Origin of the sequence: Vibrio neonatus (genome assembly GCF_024346975.1) — a bacterium.
Classification (GTDB): domain Bacteria; phylum Pseudomonadota; class Gammaproteobacteria; order Enterobacterales; family Vibrionaceae; genus Vibrio; species Vibrio neonatus.
The window spans coordinates 1,019,722-1,035,748 of sequence record NZ_AP024886.1 but is presented as its reverse complement, the minus strand read 5'-3'; the positions used below and the strand labels follow the sequence as shown (position 1 = coordinate 1,035,748).

Sequence of the window (16,027 nt, the reverse complement as noted above, 5' to 3'; positions counted from 1 at the left end):
AAGCTAAGGTTTAGAACCCTGTTTTTGTTTTCAATGTATCCAATACAGTGTCACGCTTACCAATTTCTATATCCGCAAGTATCTATGTGAAAACGTACCCCAGAATAGAGTCCCATTCCCATATCATTCTTTTTGCCTTCACTTTTGTAGATCCCCCACAACTTTTTATGTAGCTCTTCACGACTGATATCGTTGATCGGCACCAGATCGAGAGCGCAGAAGCTTAAGTGCTTACTTTTGGTCGCCCCGCCAGAGGTTTGGTTATAATACTGAGTTCTATCACCAGAAACCGGCACCAGAGGCCCCAATACAGGCTCGACATGTTGCTGGATAAACTTCACAGTGCGCACCATATTCGGTACTAGCTTACGATCTGGGATGTTAAAGACGGCGGTTCCGTTCATGGCCCAGTTGGTGCCTTGTAACAGAATAAGGTGCATGGGCATGGTTTTTAGTGGGACTTCGGTAATGCCCGCGTCTTTAAGTTGTTGGGCAATTTCTTTTACCCTATCTTCGGCGCGATTCATTAACATCCAGCCTCTAAAGGCGGCGCGAGTGGGCACTTTATAGCCTTTCACACTGATGACTAAGTCATTGTATTCTAGTTCATTTTCCGATTCGTACAGCTTAAGATAATCATTGGAATAAACACTAAAACTAAGGGCACAAAATAACAGGCAAACAAGACGAATCATGATACTTCTCCTTTGTATCTAGTGTTTGGAGTATAGACGGAAATAAGAATTTTGATCTAACTCACGAATTAAATAACGCACTACAAATTGCTTAAATAACAGCAGGGGATTTAAAACAGAATGCACTAGATTTACTAATGTATTTATCGATGTATTGACTTAAGCATTTATCAATAAAGGCAAATTCAATGTCCGAACATATTTTGTATCGCGCAGGTTATAAGTATCAATTAGCCGAGCAGTTTGTGATTAAATTAGAGGTATTTCCGCCGCAAGCCATAGAGATGGAATTTATTAGTTTAAACCTAGATGGATGGCTAACTATTCGTTCAGGATATGCTTGGGATGGTCCGTCTGGGCCTGTAGTTGATACCACGCAAAATATGCGAGCATCATTAGTGCATGACGCGCTTTATCAGTTGTTACGCTGTGAATATTTGCCAGCAACTGCCAAAGATACGGCGGATAAAATATTTGAGCAGTTATGTATTAATGACGGCGTAAATGAGTTTACCGCGCATATGTATTATTTAGGTTTAAAGTTGGGAGGCAAACCTGCCAGCGATCCCAGAAATCAAAAACCAAGGTTAAAAGCGCCGTGGCGTTAATAAACACACTTTGAGTTATCTCTCACCGGTCTTTAAAATTCGAATTCAGAGAATAAGTGCGGTGATAGTTTAGTTTTTTGGTAGATAGAGAGAATTTAACCTATGACATTATTATCTGAATTGTAGGTGTTGCTATGCACAGTATCACTATAGATGAGATAATATAAAGATAAATGTGCTAACTAAGCCCTCTTCTCATACTTTATCGATAAAAACGAATGAGCCATTTCCACCCTATACAATCATTCATCCACCCTATGAATAATGAATTTAGGATGATTTTCGCTATGGCATGCATCTTGTAGGGTATAGTAACTGGCTGAAAACAGCTTAAGTTGTAAAAGGTGTTTTATGTTGAACCCAATTACTTTGAATCAGAACTCTGCGCAGGCGACGGATGTTATCTTACATGCGTTTGATTGGCCTTATAAAACGATTGCAGAGCGTGCCGAGCACATTAGTCAGCTTGGCTACAAAACGGTGTTAGTGTCTCCACCGATGAAATCCTTGAAGCACAAAACAGGTACGGCATGGTGGCAACGCTATCAGCCACAAGATTATCGAATCATTGATAACGAACTGGGCAATACTCTAGATTTTCGCTCGATGATGACTTGCTTAAATGAACACGGTATTCGCGTGTATGTGGATGTGGTGTTTAATCACATGGCCAATGAGGCTTATCTACGATCGGATTTACAATATCCGAGTCAGCAAGAGTTGCAAGCGTATGCCGATGATCCTGAATATTATGAATCGTTAAGATTGTTTGGCGATCTTAGCCGTCCGCTGTTTACGGAAAACGACTTTGTAGAAGCGTTTGGCATAAAAGATTGGCGCGACAAATGGCAAGTGCAAAATGGCCGCATCACTGGAGGGCCGCACGATGCAGGCTTGCCAACGCTGCGCGATTGCGAGCATGTGATTGAGCAGCAGCGCGCCTATTTACTGGCTATGAAAGAGATGGGCGTAAAAGGCTTTCGCATTGATGCCGCCAAACACATTTCTATTGATCAATTGCGCAAGGTGTGGACTAAAGAAATCACCGAAGGGGTGCACATTTTTGGTGAAATCATCACCGATGGCGGTGCAACTAAACAAGAGTATGAGCTTTTTCTCAAGCCTTATTTAAATAAGACTCGTTTAGGGGCATATGATTTTCCGCTGTTTAATACCGTTCATCAAGCCTTACAGGGGCAAGGGCGCATGTCAGCGTTAATTGACCCGTATAACGTGGGTGAAGCGTTAAAACGTCAGCGCGCCATCACTTTTGTGATCACCCATGACATCCCGAACAACGATGTGTTTCAAGGGCTGATCATGACTGAGGAATATGAGTGGCTAGGGTATTGCTACATATTGTGCCGCGATGGCGGAGTGCCTTTGGTGTATACCGACCTTGATACCAGCGGAATAAATGATAGCAGTGGTCATCCGCGCTGGATGAATGCATGGCAAGATCCGAGAATGAAAACCCTGATTGATTTTCACAATCATGTGCACAGCTTACCGATGACAGTGCTAGAGGTCAGCGACGAACATATTGTGTTTAGCCGCGCAGAAAATGGTTTAGTGGCAATTAATAAGTCAGATGTTGCGATTAACGTGCGGATTCGTTGGCAGAAAGCGATGTTTGATTTAGTCGAGCAACAAGCGCTTTACCCGGACGACGGCAGGCTTGAATTTACGGTGCCGGCAAAAGGCTATCGCTGTTTAGTCGGTGATGGTGTGGAATAAAAAATGCGGGTGAATAGCATCTATTCACCCGCATCCGTTGATCTGAAATTATGCACTCCACATACTTTACTTATTCTTGCGTGATCGATTCTCATTTTGTACAGAGCGAATCATTTTGCCCAACTGCTTATCTTGCGAGCGAAGCTGAGCCAGAGAAGCACTGTTGCGCGCTTGTTCACGTTGCAGCTTTAAGTAGTTATTAAGTCGCCTTTCGTCTAATTGATCCGCTTGTAGCGCTTTTTGAATGGCGCAACCGGGTTCATTTTGATGAGAGCAGTCAGAAAAACGGCATTGCGTTGCAAGCTCTTCAATTTCAGCAAAGGTTTCACTGAGCCCTTGACTGACGTTCGCCAGTTGCAACTCACGCATCCCTGGGGTGTCTAATAACACGCCGCCACTAGGCATAGTGTGGATCGTACGCCCTGTGGTGGTATGGCGTCCCTTACTGTCATCCTCTCGAATTGCGCCTGTTTGTTGCGTCTGCTCTTGCAGCAGTGTATTCACCAGTGTTGATTTACCTACCCCTGATGAGCCCAAAAACGCAACGGTTTTGCCCGTCTTACACCAAGGGGTGAGGGCTTTAACGCTGTCGTAATCGAGCGCATTTACCGTTTCGATGAGCAGCATAGGATCGAGCGACTGCACTTGCTGTTTTAAGTTCTGCGCATCAGGGCAAAGATCGGCTTTAGTCAATACAATCACAGCTTCAACTTGCGCTTCGTTGGTAAGAGCTAAATAACGCTCCACTCGGCTCAAATTAAAATCATCGTTAAGTGACATGACGATAAAAACGGTGTCGATGTTCGCGGCAATTTTTTGCTCTGCTAATTTCGAGCCTGCTGCTTTACGAGAAAACAGCGAGCTTCGCTCAAGACAGCGCTGAAACTGCATTTGATGATCAAGGAGCACCCAATCACCCACTGTCATAGCGGGCAGTGAGTCGTGCATAGGCAGTGAGACTTCTTCACTCTCGGTTAATAGTTGATAACCGGAGCGGTGGTGCGCGCTAACTCTGGCAACAATAGCCTGTTCATAATCATCCAGCGTTAATTGTTGCTGGAAAAAGGGTTGCCAGCCAAGATGTTGTAAATTCATTAGTGTTTCATCATTTTCATTTTTTTAACCGGTACAGATAGGTTCAAAGTACGTCCGCTATCAAAGGTTAATGTAAGAGGGATCACCATACCTTCTTTTAAAGGCTCAGTGATATCAAATAGCATAATGTGCAAGCTGTGCGGCTTTAATACCGTTTCAGTTTTAGCAGGTAATGCAATGCGTTCTAGTTGGCGCATTTTCATTACTCCATCTTGCATCGCATGGGTGTGCAGTTCAGTGATCTTAGCCGCAGGAGTGCTGGCAGAAACTAAGGCGCGATCTTCACTGCTCGGGTTGTCAATTTTTAAGAAAATTGCGCTGGTGGTTGACGTTGGCGGCGTTTCTTTAACAAATGCATCGGAAACGGTAATTGCATTGTGCGCGTAAACCAGTGGCGAAAGTAGTAACAAAATAAGGGTCGAAATTCGTGCGATCATGCTGGTGTCTCCGTAGTGATATCGTTGATAGCTTTAATCAGTGGCGCAGGGGTAAGAGTGTGCGGAACCTTGAGTATTTCTGTGCCGTCAGGAGCCAGAAAGTAAAAATAAGAGCTGTGGTCTACGGTGTATTCTAACGCTGAGTTTTCTAGTTCTGTTTTGATATGGATTACGCCATATTTTATGGCTAAAGCATCAAGGATGTCCGGTTCAGCTCGATAGCCTTCAAAGCTGTTATGGAAATATTGGGCGTATTGAGCCACGTCATCACCAGAATCACGATCAGGATCTAAGGTAATTAAAATAGGGCGAATTTTGTGGCGCGTTTCTTCGGAAACTTGATTCAGCGCGGCGCTGAGCATAGCCAATGAAGTAGGGCAAACGTCAGGGCAGCGAGTAAAACCAAAATACACCACGTTGATGCGCGGATCATTGGGATTAAACAATGGCATTTGCTGATTGTCTTTTCCGGTGACTATCGGGTTATTGGCTTGCTCGCGAATGAGCTGTTGCTGTTTTTGAGTTTGCGCATCAAGGTAGCTTTTTACGCCAAAACCGAGTGCGGCGGCGATAATTAGGGTCAGTACCCAATTTCTACTCATCTTTGCATCCTTACTGAGATGGGAAGTTGTTCGGTTTTAGATTGAATAGAGCCAATCCACGTCATGGCATCACTGTGACAAACCGGCAGTAATAAAGTACCCACAAAATGACCATTTCCTTGGTTGGTGAGAACAAATTTTGCCACCCCCATCGACATTTCTTTACCCTCTAATTCAACCCATAATTGAGGTTCGTTATTGGCAGGCCAAGTCACTTCAATATCAGTTGGTTGCATTGGGGAAACCACATCTTTAGCAAGGACAATGTTTACATCATCAATAGTACAAGCAGTGGTAGAAAGTGGGCAGGTTTGACTGAGTTCAATGGATGCGTTATCCGCATTCATTGATTGGATAGTGCGATAAATATCTTGAGAAAAAAAGCCTAGTCCGAGCGCGCAAAGCACCGCTAGGCCTTTTAATAATTTATTCATTACTTGTCTTCGGCAAATTTCTCCAATGCCAATACTAAACCAATTGCAATGCACATCATGACAATTGCTAAGACAAGTTGTGACGAAGTCCCCGTTATCGACTCAAAACTGTGAGGCATGAGGTTTTTTTGTAACAAAGGCACTTGTTCGCCACTGGAGTTGATGCGCCAGCTAAGCGTTTGTTTCCAAGGCCAAATTTTTGGCAGTGTACCGACCATTAAACCCACTAAGAACATTAAGGTAATGTCTCTAAAGCGTTGTAATAGCCAAGAAAGCAGATGTGAAAAGCTCAGCAAACCACACAAACAACCGCCAATAAACAGCACCAAAAAGCCAATATCTAGGCTTTTTAATGCGCCCAGAACAGGGCTATACATGCCAATTAACAGCAAAATAAAACTGCCTGAAATGCCCGGTAAGATCATCGCACAAATAGCAATCGCGCCGGATAACACAATGTTGATGGCGGTCGGTTCAAGATGCAGTGGGTTTAATACTGTCATGGCATACGCTAAGCCTACGCCCAATGCAAAGCCAATCCAACGAGTCCATGCAAAAGACTTTATCTGACGCATAATGTGCCAAATAGAGACTAAAATAAGGCCGAAGAAAAATGACCACAGTGGTACAGGATGGGTAACCAGTAGCCAAGAGATAAGTTTAGCTAGGGTTAGCAGGCTGGTAAGAATACCGGCAAATAAAGAGATCAAAAATAAGCCGTTAATATGCGCAAAAGCGCCTTTAATTCCCTTTGTGCGCAATACGCCAATCAGCGAAGGGTTCACGCGTCGGATACTTTCTAGCAAGGTGTCGTAGATACCGGTAATAAAGGCAACCGTACCACCAGAAACACCAGGCACAACATCGGCTGCACCCATAGCCAACCCTTTCAGGAAATTGGTGAAGTAATTCATAAAGTTATTTTATACAACTGAGTCTATTAATGGCTCCATTGTAAGGGAAAGGCGAAAGAGGGGGAAGAGCGGAAGTTTATAGCGCTAAGGCTATTTTATCGGCTAATCATAAAACCTATAGAGATTGATAATATTCTCTATCTACTTTTGGCATCGTTTCGACATAAAATGGACGTAAATTAACAGAAGAATTAATATTATGGAGACCCAATGCTGTCATCATTACCCCCTTTATTAGCACTGTCGATGGCGATTATTTTGGAAGTCATTGCCACGTCTTTATTACCAAAAACCAATCAGTTTACCTCAGTACCTGCCACCTTAACGGTATTGGCAAGTTACGGCTGTGCCTTTTATTTGTTGTCGTTGACCGTCAAAAGTATGTCACTGGGCGTTGCGTATGCGATTTGGTGTGGCTCAGGCATGGTATTGGTGGCCTCTATCGCATGGATGTTTTACGGGCAAAAATTAGATATTTATGCCGTGGTGGGTATTGGCTTTATTTTAACGGGAACCGTGATCATCAATGTGTTCTCTAACTCGGTAACTCATTGATAAAACGAATTTTTAAGTGCTAGCAATGGCGGCTTTTCCTTGCTAGATACACCTTCCTTATTTAGTACCATTCATTTTTCTGTCATTAAAGTGGCAAATTTATGCAACCTAATTGAAGTAATTTCTTCTTTTATTTCGATTAGGTAAAGCTATGTTACCTCCACTGCGCGCTTTGGTCGCATTTGATGCGGTTGCCCGTCTTGGCTCTATTGGCGCGGCTGCTCGTGAACTTTGCGTTACTCAAGCCGCCGTTAGCCAGCAACTTAAAAGTTTAGAAGCCTTTCTAGATACAACCTTATTTGAACGCAGTTCAAAAGGGGTAAAGCTGACCTCATCGGCGCAGCAATATCAGCCGATTGTGTCGGGGTCACTTGCTCATCTTAAATTACAAACTCAAATATTGTTTGGCGAAAAAGAAACGGATGTCCTGAGTTTGCGCGTCAACCATACCTTTTGTCACAGCTGGCTACTGCCTCGCTTACCTTCTTTTTATAAAAAATATCCGTTTATTCGTTTAGACATTCAGCAAGTTGACTGGCCTTCAACAACGCCTTGCCAGAGCGTTGATATTGAATTGACTAATGGCAAAGTCGAAAGCGAAGACACCCACTGCGAACGCTTGTTTCAAGAGCATTGGCAGTTGGTTTGCAGCCCTGCTTTTAAAGCGCAACATCAGCAGCAGTTGAGTCAGCATGACTTTTCCTCACTGGCCACCGTGCAGGTGAAGGGCTATCGAGAAAACTGGCTGCAATGGCTAAGCCACAATCAATTTGAAATGACGATGCCGAAGGTTCTGTTAGAGGTGAGCAATTCCCTACATGCCTTAGAAGCGGTCAAGCATGGCATTGGCATGTTATTGGTGCGCTCGCTGGTGGTGTCGCAATTGCTTGATAAAGGCGAGCTAGTGCTGGCCTGTGATTCAAGCATGCCGGCTGAGTCTGCCCACTATTTAATTACTAAAAATCGCCGCAATGCCAAAGTAAATTTCTTCTGTGATTGGCTGTATCACCAAATGCAAGAGGGAGAAGCCGAGTAAAGATTTTCTTATGGATACCCATAAAAAAAATGAAAGGCGCTTCTACGAAGTTGTCATAAACAAAATGTAATTTGTACCCATACGAAACAAGAACGAGGTCACCATGAGTGCTTTCTCTGAACCACTGAAAAATCGCTTAAAGGTGCTGTTATTTACCGCGCCATTGCTGGTGCCATTGTTTACTTTTTGGCTGATGCCATTTGGGTATTCAATTTACATCAGCTTCACCGATTGGGACTACATTTCGCCTGACTATTCATTCATTGGTTTAGAAAACTATGAGTACATGGTTGAGGATTTTGAATTTGTGCAAGCGGCGCTGAACACCTTTTGGTTTTCCCTTGGTGTTGTGATTCCAACCATCATTTTAGGTTTGGTTTTTGCGCTGTTACTACACAAAAATTTTCATGGTAGTCAGTTCTATCGCGCGGTGATTTTCTCTCCTTGGATCACACCAACAGTGGCGGTATCGATTGTTTGGTCATGGGTGTTTGAGACCAAATCAGGGCTGGCAAATCATCTTTTAGAGTCAATGGGTTTTAGCGCCATTCCGTGGTTAGAAAACGGCAATACAGCGTTGATGGCGGTCATTATCGTGACTGTGTGGCAGGCGATAGGCTGGACCATGCTGTTCTATATCAGCGCTCTGAACAAGATCCCACACTCTTTATATGAAGCGTCTTTGATTGATGGATGTAGCAGTTTGACCCGTTTCTTAAAAATCACGCTGCCATTGATTTCGCCAACCACTTTCTTTTTGGTGGTGGTCAACATCATCACTGCCATGCAGGCGTTCGATCAGTTTCAAATACTGACTCAAGGCGGGCCGGGCGGCGAAACCAGAACATTGCTGTATTTGTTCTATCAACAAGCGTTTGAGCGATATGAAATGGGGCCTGCGGCGGCAACGTCATTAGTCATCTTCTTGATTACCGGATTACTGGCACTGGCGAATACCTATATCGGTAAACGCTGGGTGTATTACTAAACAATTTTTGAGGACGAAATTATGAGCACGCAAGTGTTAGAGGCAAGTGAAGAGCTCCGTCACATCGCACTCAACAAAAGAATAAAGTCGTTATGGATGGGTACAACTCAAGGGTGGGCATTGCAGGCACAGCGTCTGTCGTTTCTGGCGTTAGCCAAGCACCTGTTTTTGTTGGTATGCGGAACCATTATGGTGTTCCCGTTTTTGTGGATGCTATCGGGTTCGTTAAAAACCAATGACGAGATCTTCGCCAATCCGTTGGATTTAATTCCGGCACAGTTTCGCTGGGAGACGTTTGTCGAGACCTTCCATAGTGCGCCGTTTGGTTTGTATATTTTCAACAGTTTTAGCGTGGCGCTGTTCACCACTTTATTGGTGATTGTTAACTCTGCGATGTTTGCCTATGCGCTGACACAGCTAAAGTTTCGCAGCAAAACCGTACTCTATTTTGTGGTGATGGGCTGTTACATGCTGCCCGGCGCAGTGACTTACATTCCGTCGTACATCACCTTGGCAAAATTGGGTTTGATTGATTCGCACTTGGGCTTGATTGCCTCTAACGCCGCCTCAGTATTTGGCGTGTTTTATCTACGACAAGTGTTTATCAAAGTTCATCCGTCTTTAATCGAGGCGGCAAGAATTGATGGTGCAGGTGAGCTTAAAATTTTATGGGCAATCATCTTACCGCAATGTAAAGCGGCAGTGGCAACGCTGTTTCTGATCACTTTTATTACTAACTACAACAGTTATATGTGGCCAAGCTTGGTGATTACCTCTCAGGAATTAAACCTGATTGCCACCGGGATTCGTCACTACTTTATTGCCGAGGGTAACTACGGCTTGAACTGGTCGCAAATTATGGCCGCCAGCACCATAGCCGTATTGCCTTTGTTAATTTTATTCGTCATTTGTCAAAAGACGATTCTTTCAGGTATCGCCGATAACGGCGTAAAAGAGTAAATAGAAATGAAACTAAAAACCTTAGCACTTGTGTGCGCAAGCGCAGCAACCGTTGCAATGTTTTCTAGCAATGTTCTGGCTGCTACAGAAGTTAACTTCTGGTACTCAGGTGGTACTAAACCACAGAAGATGATGAATGAGTTAATTGCAGAGTTTAATGCCAGTCAAGACCAGTATGTGGTCAAAGGGGCGTTGCAGGGTAACTATTCAGAAACGTACCAAAAACTACAAGCAGGTTTAGCCTCTAAAACGGCGCCAGAGTTGGTTCTGCTAGATTCAGGTCGCGCGGTGGCAATGCATAACCGTGGTTTGAGCCGTGATTTGACCAGCTTTATGGACGCGGAATTTAATTTTTCTGACTTCATTGGCGCATTTAAAGATCAAGTTACCGCAGAAGATGGCTCTGTGATTGGTTTGCCTGCATACGGCACTACGCAAGTGTTTTACTACAACAAGCAAGTATTGGCTGATAATGGTTTTACTGAAAAAAATCTCAGCACGTGGCAGGGCGTGGCAAAAGTGGCAGAAAAAGTCACCCAACGCGATGCGAAAGGTGACGTGACGTTTTACGGCTGGGAGCCAATGTGGGGCGCTGATAACTTAATTGATGCTGCATTTTCAAATGGCGCGAAAATCATCAGTGACGACGGCAAAACCGTGCTGATTGATTCAGCGCAGTGGGTTGAAGTGTGGGATAGCTTCCGCAAATGGATTCATGACGATCAAATCATGCGCATTCATTACGGCGGTCAAGGCTGGGAATACTGGTACAAAACCATTGATGACGTCATGAAAGACAAAGCTCTGGGTTATACCGGTTCATCAGGCGATCAGGGTGACCTTGATTTTACTAAGCTCAGCGCAACAACTCAGCCAGGTTGGGGTTCACATCCAGCTGCGCCACAAGCAGGTGCTTTGGTGTACGTAATGCCAAAAGGCACTGACGACGCTGCTGCCAAAGGGGCGTTTGAATTTGTTGAGTTCTACACCAATGCGAAAAACACGGCGGCTTGGTCAATGTTCACTGGTTACATTCCAGTGCGTAACAGCGTTTCTGAAGTATCAGAATACCAAGAGTTTACTCAGCAAAACCCGCAAGCTTTGATTCCTTTGAAGCAGGCGAACACGGCAACTAAAGACTTCTTAGACCCAACCAACGGCCAGATCATGGACGCATTGAAGTTGGCCGCCGATCAGGTGCAAATCCAAAACGTGCCTGCGGAAAAAGCACTGCAGCAAGCGGCTAAGAGAGCACAACGTGCACTAGATAGAGCCAACCGCTCTTAGTCACGGCTTAATTATCTATGTGCGTCTAACGTTTCAAGCACATAGATTTAGCATACAGAAGTGGTCCACTTTAGGGTGGGCCATTTTTAATTATCCCTTTTACCCCAGATGAACGTGGTGAACATAATGACCTTATTTACAGGTGAAGTCACATTTGGCAGACAGCGCATGCTTTTTGACGTGCCTGTTGACACTGATTTGGTAAGAATTACCGGTACCACGGTGACTAAGGGATTCTTATACGCTGCGGTTTACGATGCAAAGCACGCTTTTCGTGGCAAAGTGTTGTTTGAAAAGTCGCACAAATCTTTGCTTATCCAATCCCAAAACTCAGGTTTCGGCGCAATTGATGGTGAGATCAGCGCAGGCGAATGGTATTTGGAATTGTATAACTTAGAGGGCGAATTTCGCGGTGAGCGCGGCATGCAATATCAGGTGGCGGTGCAGTGTTTCAGTCAAGAACAAAATATCTATGTTGATGAAGTGCAAGACTACGCCGAGCATTTACAGCTCACTTCAGTCGTAACTCCAGCGCATGGCATTGAATTTGATTATTCAAATCTGCTTTGTACTGAGTCACGTTGGTATCGGGGCGATTTGCATGCCCATAGTCAACTTTCAGATGGGCACAATAGCTTGCAAGCGGCGAACAATATCGTCGAAGCGCAAGATCTTGATTTTTTCTTTTTCACTGAGCACAACATTTGTCAGCCGAAACTGCCTATATCAAAGCAGTGTCTCTTTTTACCTGCAATCGAAGTCACTACCGATCTAGGGCATTTCAATGTGCATGGGCCGACTAGCTCATTGGATTTAAGAGCGATTGAACACAGCAGTGTTGCCACCATACAGGCGGGTTTAGATATCGCTACCCAAGGCCATAGCTCGATAAGTCTAAATCATCCGATGATGAAGCCTTGGCATTGGCAGTATCAAGATATTGCCCTAGCACAAGTCTCTACCTTTGAAGTGTGTTGCGATCCCACTTGGTCTACCTCGGCCAAAGCGACCGACGATGCGCTACTGGTACTCACGCAAATGTGGAATTGCGGCCATCGAATTACTGCCGTGGGCGGCAGTGATGGTCATTTACAGCCTTATGAGCGTAATCCAAAAGCCAGTGAGCCTTCGCTATATGGCGATCCTTCTACCTTTGTGTATAGCCACGGTTTAAGTGGTGAAGGGATATTGTCAGGGCTTAGAAACGGACAGGTTTATATAGAGCGTCGCTGCGGTTTGCAGTTTGCTATTTACTCGGATGATAGCGCGACAGAGTTACAGCCGGGACAAGACTCAAAAGGGCAGGAGTTAACTTATCAGTTATCGGTGACCGATAGCCATCATCCCTATTACGCAGAATGTATTGTCGATGGTGCTGTCGTAGCGCGTATTGCGCTGAGCGAGCAGCCGCAAGCGGTACGTATTGCCCAAGGGTACGCTTGGTGCCGCGTCGATATTCGGCGCGGACATATGCCTGATAGCGGGAACATCGCCGCTGAACAAAATGAGTTTGAAGGATGCATTAACGCAGTATTTGATGGCTCAAAACCACAATTTAACCAACCCCTAGTCGATACTTGGGGAGAACTAATGGAGCGAATAAATAGTGACGAAGTATAAAGCACTGTTATTTGACAAAGACGGTACCTTACTCGAATTTCATAACATGTGGCTCAATGTTGCGCGCGCCGCCTGTGAGCAAGTTAAAGCGTATAGCGAACAGCACAATGCCAACTCAAATGTGACCAGTAGTGAGCTTTTATTAGCGATTGGCGTTGAAGGGGATGTGGTTGATAACTATGGATTATTGGCGTCAAATCCTGTGGAAGATACCGCGCTAGTGTGGTTTGAACTGCTGAAACCGAAAGTGACGTTAGTAGAATTTACCCAAATCACGAAACTGGCGTTTAATGAGCAAGTGGAACAAAATCCGCAGTGGATCGAGGCTTTGCCGGGCATTGGTGACAAGCTGAGCCAGTTAAAACAGCAAGGTATGCTCCTCGGCGTTGCCACAGCAGACACTAAAGATTCCACTCTTTATACCTTACAGCAATCGGGATTAGAGGGTCTGTTTGACTATGTCGGCTATTCCGATGGTGATATTGAACCAAAACCTGCTCCAGCACTGCTCAATGCGTTTTGCGAGCAGTGTGGAATAAAGCCTCACGAAGTGATTATGTTTGGCGATACGGTATCGGACATGGAATTTGGTCGCAATGCGGGCGCAAAAAACGTCGGTGTATTAACCGGTACGGCGCAGCAACATGAGCTAGAGCCGATGGCTGATATTGTGATTGCTTCGGTGGCGGATTTTAACCCGACCGAATTTAACGAATTGATGTAAGGGTAAACCATGGCTGAAGTAACACTAAAAGGGGTAGAGAAAACTTACCCAAATGGCTTTAAAGCGGTACACGGCATCAACCTTAATATTCGTGAAGGCGAGTTTATGGTGTTTGTTGGCCCGTCTGGCTGTGCCAAATCCACCACTTTACGCATGATTGCAGGGCTGGAAGATATTTCAGGCGGCGATATTTATATTGGTGATAAGCGCGTTAATGATTTGCCTCCAAAAGATCGCGGCATCTCTATGGTGTTCCAAAACTATGCGCTGTATCCGCACATGTCCGTTTACGACAATATGGCGTTTGGCTTAAAACAGCAAAAACTGCCTAAAGACGAGATACAAGAGCGTATCGCAGTGGCGGCTAAAACCTTAGATATTGAACATTTATTGGATAATAAACCCGGCGAAATGTCCGGCGGGCAAAGACAGCGCGTAGCACTAGGACGCGCTATGGTGCGCAAGCCGGATGTATTTTTGTTTGATGAGCCATTATCCAATCTAGATGCTAAATTACGCGTGTCTACGCGAGTGAGCATTTCACAGCTGCACAGTGATTTAAAACGAGAAGGGCAAAATGCCACCATGATCTATGTGACCCATGATCAGGTGGAAGCGATGACGCTCGGTGACCGTATTTGCGTGTTAAATCAAGGAAAAATCATGCAGGTGGATACGCCGATGAACCTGTATCAATACCCGGCGAATAAGTTTGTGGCAGGCTTTATTGGCTCGCCTGCTATGAACCTAATAAAAAGCAAAATTGTTGAGATTGATGGGGTGATGAGCGTCGAGTCTGAAAGTGGGGTTTGTTGGCAATTACCGCAAGATAAGCAAGCTATCGCGCGAGATAAAATCGGTCAGTGGGTGTGGTTTGGCGTGCGTCCAGAGCATATTCAATTGGCGCATCAAGACAATGATTTAGCCGTAGCCGTTAATACGCAAACGCATCCAGTCGATGTGGTGGAATCTATGGGTAACGAGCTGTATTTGTACTTCACGGTAGGTGACGACAAGTTGGTGGCGCGCGTGCCGTTTGATGGTCAGCACATTGCTAAAAGTGGCGATGAAGCCTTATTGCATTTTAATACTGCTCAGTGTCATTTATTTGATTTACATACCGAGCAAAGTCTAGCTTTGAATGCAGATTAGCTTGTATGGCTCACCTACGCTTAAATGCGCCTAGGTGAGCCCTATTACTCTGTTTTTATTTGGCTAAATGCTTTTATTTGGTTAAATACGCCATTAAGAACTGCGAAATCTTACGCATGTCTTCAATAGCAATATACTCTTCGGTGGTGTGCACTTTTGCCATACCCGTAGATAGGTTAACAATGGTTAAGCCTTTCTCTGCAAAGATATTCGCATCACTACCGCCGCCTGTAGAAGTTACGATAGGCTCAATGTCCAGTTGAGTGAACACTTCTTTGACCGACTGAATATGCGGGTGCGATTCAGGGATTTGGAACGGGTTGTAGGCGCGACTAGAAACGATATCAATTTTTGCGCCATGCTTAGTTGCTGCCGCTTCAAAAGTCTCGACCATGTGCGATACTTGCTGCGCCAGTTTACCTTCATCCAAAGAGCGTGCTTCTGCTTCTAGGTATAGGCTTGGCATTACGATGTTGGTCGCCTGTCCGCCAGAGACTACGCCGATGTTAGCCGTGGTTTCTTCATCGATGCGAGAGAGGTTCATGTTGCTGATAGCATCAGAGGCAACAGTGAGCGCATTGATGCCTTGCTCTGGCGCAAGCCCTGCGTGAGCCGGTTTACCTGTAATGGTCACTTTTAAGTTTTGCTGACCCGGGGCAACAGCAATGATAGTGCCAATAGGGCCGCCTGAATCTAAAACGATGCCCACTTCTGATTCAATCTTAGCGCAATCAAATTCTTGTGAGCCGCGCAGGCCGCCTTCTTCATACACAGTGAATGCGATTTCAATGGTTTTATGCGCAAGGTTATTCTCTTGCAGAGTTTTCACTGCTTCTAAAATAGCGGCAATGCCAGATTTATCGTCACCACCTAAAATGGTTTCGCCATTTGAGCGAATGATGCCATCTTCAATGATTGGCTGAATACCGTTACCTGGAGTAACCGTATCCATATGACAGCTAAGTACGATGCTGCCGTCTAGTGTGCCCGGTAATTTTGCATAAATGTTGAAGCCATTGGATAGCGTTTCAGGCACGGCAAGGCGCTCTACGCAAAATCCCAACCCTTGCAGTTGTGATTCAATATCAAGGGCAACTTCTTTTTCGTTACCTGATTCACTATCAATTTTTACTAAATGCAGAAAGTTATCTACTAAACGGTTTTGATCTACTTGTGTCATTGA

Annotated in this window: 17 protein-coding genes; 10 read left to right on the top strand and 7 right to left on the bottom strand. The window is 44.8% G+C overall.

Annotated elements, in window-relative coordinates:
• Positions 1 to 56 precede the first annotated feature (56 nt).
• Complete coding sequence (locus OCU38_RS16805; RefSeq protein WP_023403485.1) at positions 57 to 695, bottom strand: D-Ala-D-Ala carboxypeptidase family metallohydrolase; 639 nt, start codon at positions 693 to 695, stop codon at positions 57 to 59.
• A gap of 188 nt (positions 696 to 883) precedes the next feature.
• On the opposite strand from OCU38_RS16805, the gene OCU38_RS16800 reads away from it, so the two are divergent.
• Both OCU38_RS16800 and OCU38_RS16795 read left to right on the top strand, forming a co-directional pair.
• Entirely contained in the window at positions 884 to 1,303 is a 420-nt protein-coding gene (locus OCU38_RS16800; RefSeq protein WP_261824601.1) for a DUF1353 domain-containing protein, read from the top strand.
• 351 nt (positions 1,304 to 1,654) lie between these two features.
• Positions 1,655 to 3,040: an alpha-amylase family protein gene (locus OCU38_RS16795; protein WP_261824600.1), complete on the top strand. Its 1,386-nt coding sequence runs from the start codon at positions 1,655 to 1,657 to the stop codon at positions 3,038 to 3,040.
• 66 nt (positions 3,041 to 3,106) lie between these two features.
• On the opposite strand, the gene rsgA is transcribed toward OCU38_RS16795, so the two are convergent.
• From rsgA to OCU38_RS16770, 5 genes are read right to left on the bottom strand one after another with little or no spacing between them, the layout of a single operon-like run.
• Entirely contained in the window at positions 3,107 to 4,135 is a 1,029-nt protein-coding gene (gene rsgA, locus OCU38_RS16790; RefSeq protein WP_261824599.1) for a ribosome small subunit-dependent GTPase A, read from the bottom strand.
• Positions 4,135 to 4,572, bottom strand: coding sequence for a copper chaperone PCu(A)C (locus OCU38_RS16785; RefSeq protein WP_023403489.1), 438 nt, complete (start codon positions 4,570 to 4,572; stop codon positions 4,135 to 4,137). Before OCU38_RS16785 ends, rsgA begins: the two co-directional genes overlap by 1 nt.
• A complete protein-coding gene (locus OCU38_RS16780; RefSeq protein ID WP_261824598.1) occupies positions 4,569 to 5,174 on the bottom strand; it encodes an SCO family protein in 606 nt (201 codons plus the stop codon). Before OCU38_RS16780 ends, OCU38_RS16785 begins: the two co-directional genes overlap by 4 nt.
• Positions 5,171 to 5,608 carry a hypothetical protein gene (locus OCU38_RS16775; RefSeq protein ID WP_023403491.1) on the bottom strand — a complete coding sequence of 146 codons (438 nt, stop codon included), beginning with the start codon at positions 5,606 to 5,608 and terminating at the stop codon, positions 5,171 to 5,173. The genes OCU38_RS16780 and OCU38_RS16775 overlap by 4 nt, the downstream gene beginning before the upstream one ends.
• A complete protein-coding gene (locus OCU38_RS16770; RefSeq protein WP_261824597.1) occupies positions 5,608 to 6,522 on the bottom strand; it encodes a DUF368 domain-containing protein in 915 nt (304 codons plus the stop codon). Before OCU38_RS16770 ends, OCU38_RS16775 begins: the two co-directional genes overlap by 1 nt.
• A 210-nt stretch (positions 6,523 to 6,732) precedes the next feature.
• Between OCU38_RS16770 and OCU38_RS16765 the strand changes: the two genes are divergently transcribed.
• From OCU38_RS16765 to OCU38_RS16730, 8 genes are all read left to right on the top strand, one after another.
• Positions 6,733 to 7,077 (top strand): DMT family transporter, encoded by a 345-nt coding sequence (locus OCU38_RS16765; RefSeq protein WP_261824596.1) that lies wholly within the window; start codon positions 6,733 to 6,735, stop codon positions 7,075 to 7,077.
• 151 nt (positions 7,078 to 7,228) lie between these two features.
• The gene (locus OCU38_RS16760; protein WP_021713390.1) at positions 7,229 to 8,113 is read left to right on the top strand and encodes a LysR substrate-binding domain-containing protein; all 885 of its coding nucleotides are present in this window, start codon (positions 7,229 to 7,231) and stop codon (positions 8,111 to 8,113) included.
• A gap of 103 nt (positions 8,114 to 8,216) precedes the next feature.
• Positions 8,217 to 9,101 carry a carbohydrate ABC transporter permease gene (locus OCU38_RS16755; protein WP_261824595.1) on the top strand — a complete coding sequence of 295 codons (885 nt, stop codon included), beginning with the start codon at positions 8,217 to 8,219 and terminating at the stop codon, positions 9,099 to 9,101.
• Between the two features lie 96 nt (positions 9,102 to 9,197).
• Complete coding sequence (locus OCU38_RS16750; RefSeq protein WP_373277883.1) at positions 9,198 to 10,061, top strand: carbohydrate ABC transporter permease; 864 nt, start codon at positions 9,198 to 9,200, stop codon at positions 10,059 to 10,061.
• 6 nt (positions 10,062 to 10,067) lie between these two features.
• Positions 10,068 to 11,348, top strand: a complete 1,281-nt coding sequence (locus OCU38_RS16745; RefSeq protein ID WP_261824594.1) for an extracellular solute-binding protein — start codon at positions 10,068 to 10,070, stop codon at positions 11,346 to 11,348.
• 126 nt (positions 11,349 to 11,474) lie between these two features.
• Entirely contained in the window at positions 11,475 to 12,968 is a 1,494-nt protein-coding gene (locus OCU38_RS16740) for a CehA/McbA family metallohydrolase (RefSeq protein WP_261824593.1), read from the top strand.
• A gap of 46 nt (positions 12,969 to 13,014) precedes the next feature.
• Complete coding sequence (locus tag OCU38_RS16735) at positions 13,015 to 13,692, top strand: HAD family hydrolase (protein ID WP_315972571.1); 678 nt, start codon at positions 13,015 to 13,017, stop codon at positions 13,690 to 13,692.
• A 9-nt stretch (positions 13,693 to 13,701) separates the two neighbouring features.
• Positions 13,702 to 14,844, top strand: coding sequence for an ABC transporter ATP-binding protein (locus OCU38_RS16730; protein ID WP_261824591.1), 1,143 nt, complete (start codon positions 13,702 to 13,704; stop codon positions 14,842 to 14,844).
• Positions 14,845 to 14,917: 73 nt separating this feature from the next.
• On the opposite strand, the gene OCU38_RS16725 is transcribed toward OCU38_RS16730, so the two are convergent.
• Complete coding sequence (locus tag OCU38_RS16725; protein WP_261824590.1) at positions 14,918 to 16,024, bottom strand: M20/M25/M40 family metallo-hydrolase; 1,107 nt, start codon at positions 16,022 to 16,024, stop codon at positions 14,918 to 14,920.
• Positions 16,025 to 16,027: the final 3 nt, after the last annotated feature.

What these genes read in the sequence shown, in the direction of transcription:
- OCU38_RS16775 (WP_023403491.1), bottom strand. Translation starts at nt 5,608, where the DNA reads ATGAATAAATTATTAAAAGGCCTAGCGGTGCTTTGCGCGCTCGGACTA.
- OCU38_RS16725 (WP_261824590.1), bottom strand. Translation starts at nt 16,024, where the DNA reads ATGACACAAGTAGATCAAAACCGTTTAGTAGATAACTTTCTGCATTTA.
- OCU38_RS16745 (WP_261824594.1), top strand. Translation starts at nt 10,068, where the DNA reads ATGAAACTAAAAACCTTAGCACTTGTGTGCGCAAGCGCAGCAACCGTT.
- OCU38_RS16755 (WP_261824595.1), top strand. Translation starts at nt 8,217, where the DNA reads ATGAGTGCTTTCTCTGAACCACTGAAAAATCGCTTAAAGGTGCTGTTA.
- OCU38_RS16760 (WP_021713390.1), top strand. Translation starts at nt 7,229, where the DNA reads ATGTTACCTCCACTGCGCGCTTTGGTCGCATTTGATGCGGTTGCCCGT.
- OCU38_RS16780 (WP_261824598.1), bottom strand. Translation starts at nt 5,174, where the DNA reads ATGAGTAGAAATTGGGTACTGACCCTAATTATCGCCGCCGCACTCGGT.
- rsgA (WP_261824599.1), bottom strand. Translation starts at nt 4,135, where the DNA reads ATGAATTTACAACATCTTGGCTGGCAACCCTTTTTCCAGCAACAATTA.
- OCU38_RS16740 (WP_261824593.1), top strand. Translation starts at nt 11,475, where the DNA reads ATGACCTTATTTACAGGTGAAGTCACATTTGGCAGACAGCGCATGCTT.
- OCU38_RS16785 (WP_023403489.1), bottom strand. Translation starts at nt 4,572, where the DNA reads ATGATCGCACGAATTTCGACCCTTATTTTGTTACTACTTTCGCCACTG.
- OCU38_RS16805 (WP_023403485.1), bottom strand. Translation starts at nt 695, where the DNA reads ATGATTCGTCTTGTTTGCCTGTTATTTTGTGCCCTTAGTTTTAGTGTT.
- OCU38_RS16735 (WP_315972571.1), top strand. Translation starts at nt 13,015, where the DNA reads ATGTGGCTCAATGTTGCGCGCGCCGCCTGTGAGCAAGTTAAAGCGTAT.
- OCU38_RS16750 (WP_373277883.1), top strand. Translation starts at nt 9,198, where the DNA reads ATGGGTACAACTCAAGGGTGGGCATTGCAGGCACAGCGTCTGTCGTTT.
- OCU38_RS16765 (WP_261824596.1), top strand. Translation starts at nt 6,733, where the DNA reads ATGCTGTCATCATTACCCCCTTTATTAGCACTGTCGATGGCGATTATT.
- OCU38_RS16800 (WP_261824601.1), top strand. Translation starts at nt 884, where the DNA reads ATGTCCGAACATATTTTGTATCGCGCAGGTTATAAGTATCAATTAGCC.
- OCU38_RS16730 (WP_261824591.1), top strand. Translation starts at nt 13,702, where the DNA reads ATGGCTGAAGTAACACTAAAAGGGGTAGAGAAAACTTACCCAAATGGC.
- OCU38_RS16770 (WP_261824597.1), bottom strand. Translation starts at nt 6,522, where the DNA reads ATGAATTACTTCACCAATTTCCTGAAAGGGTTGGCTATGGGTGCAGCC.
- OCU38_RS16795 (WP_261824600.1), top strand. Translation starts at nt 1,655, where the DNA reads ATGTTGAACCCAATTACTTTGAATCAGAACTCTGCGCAGGCGACGGAT.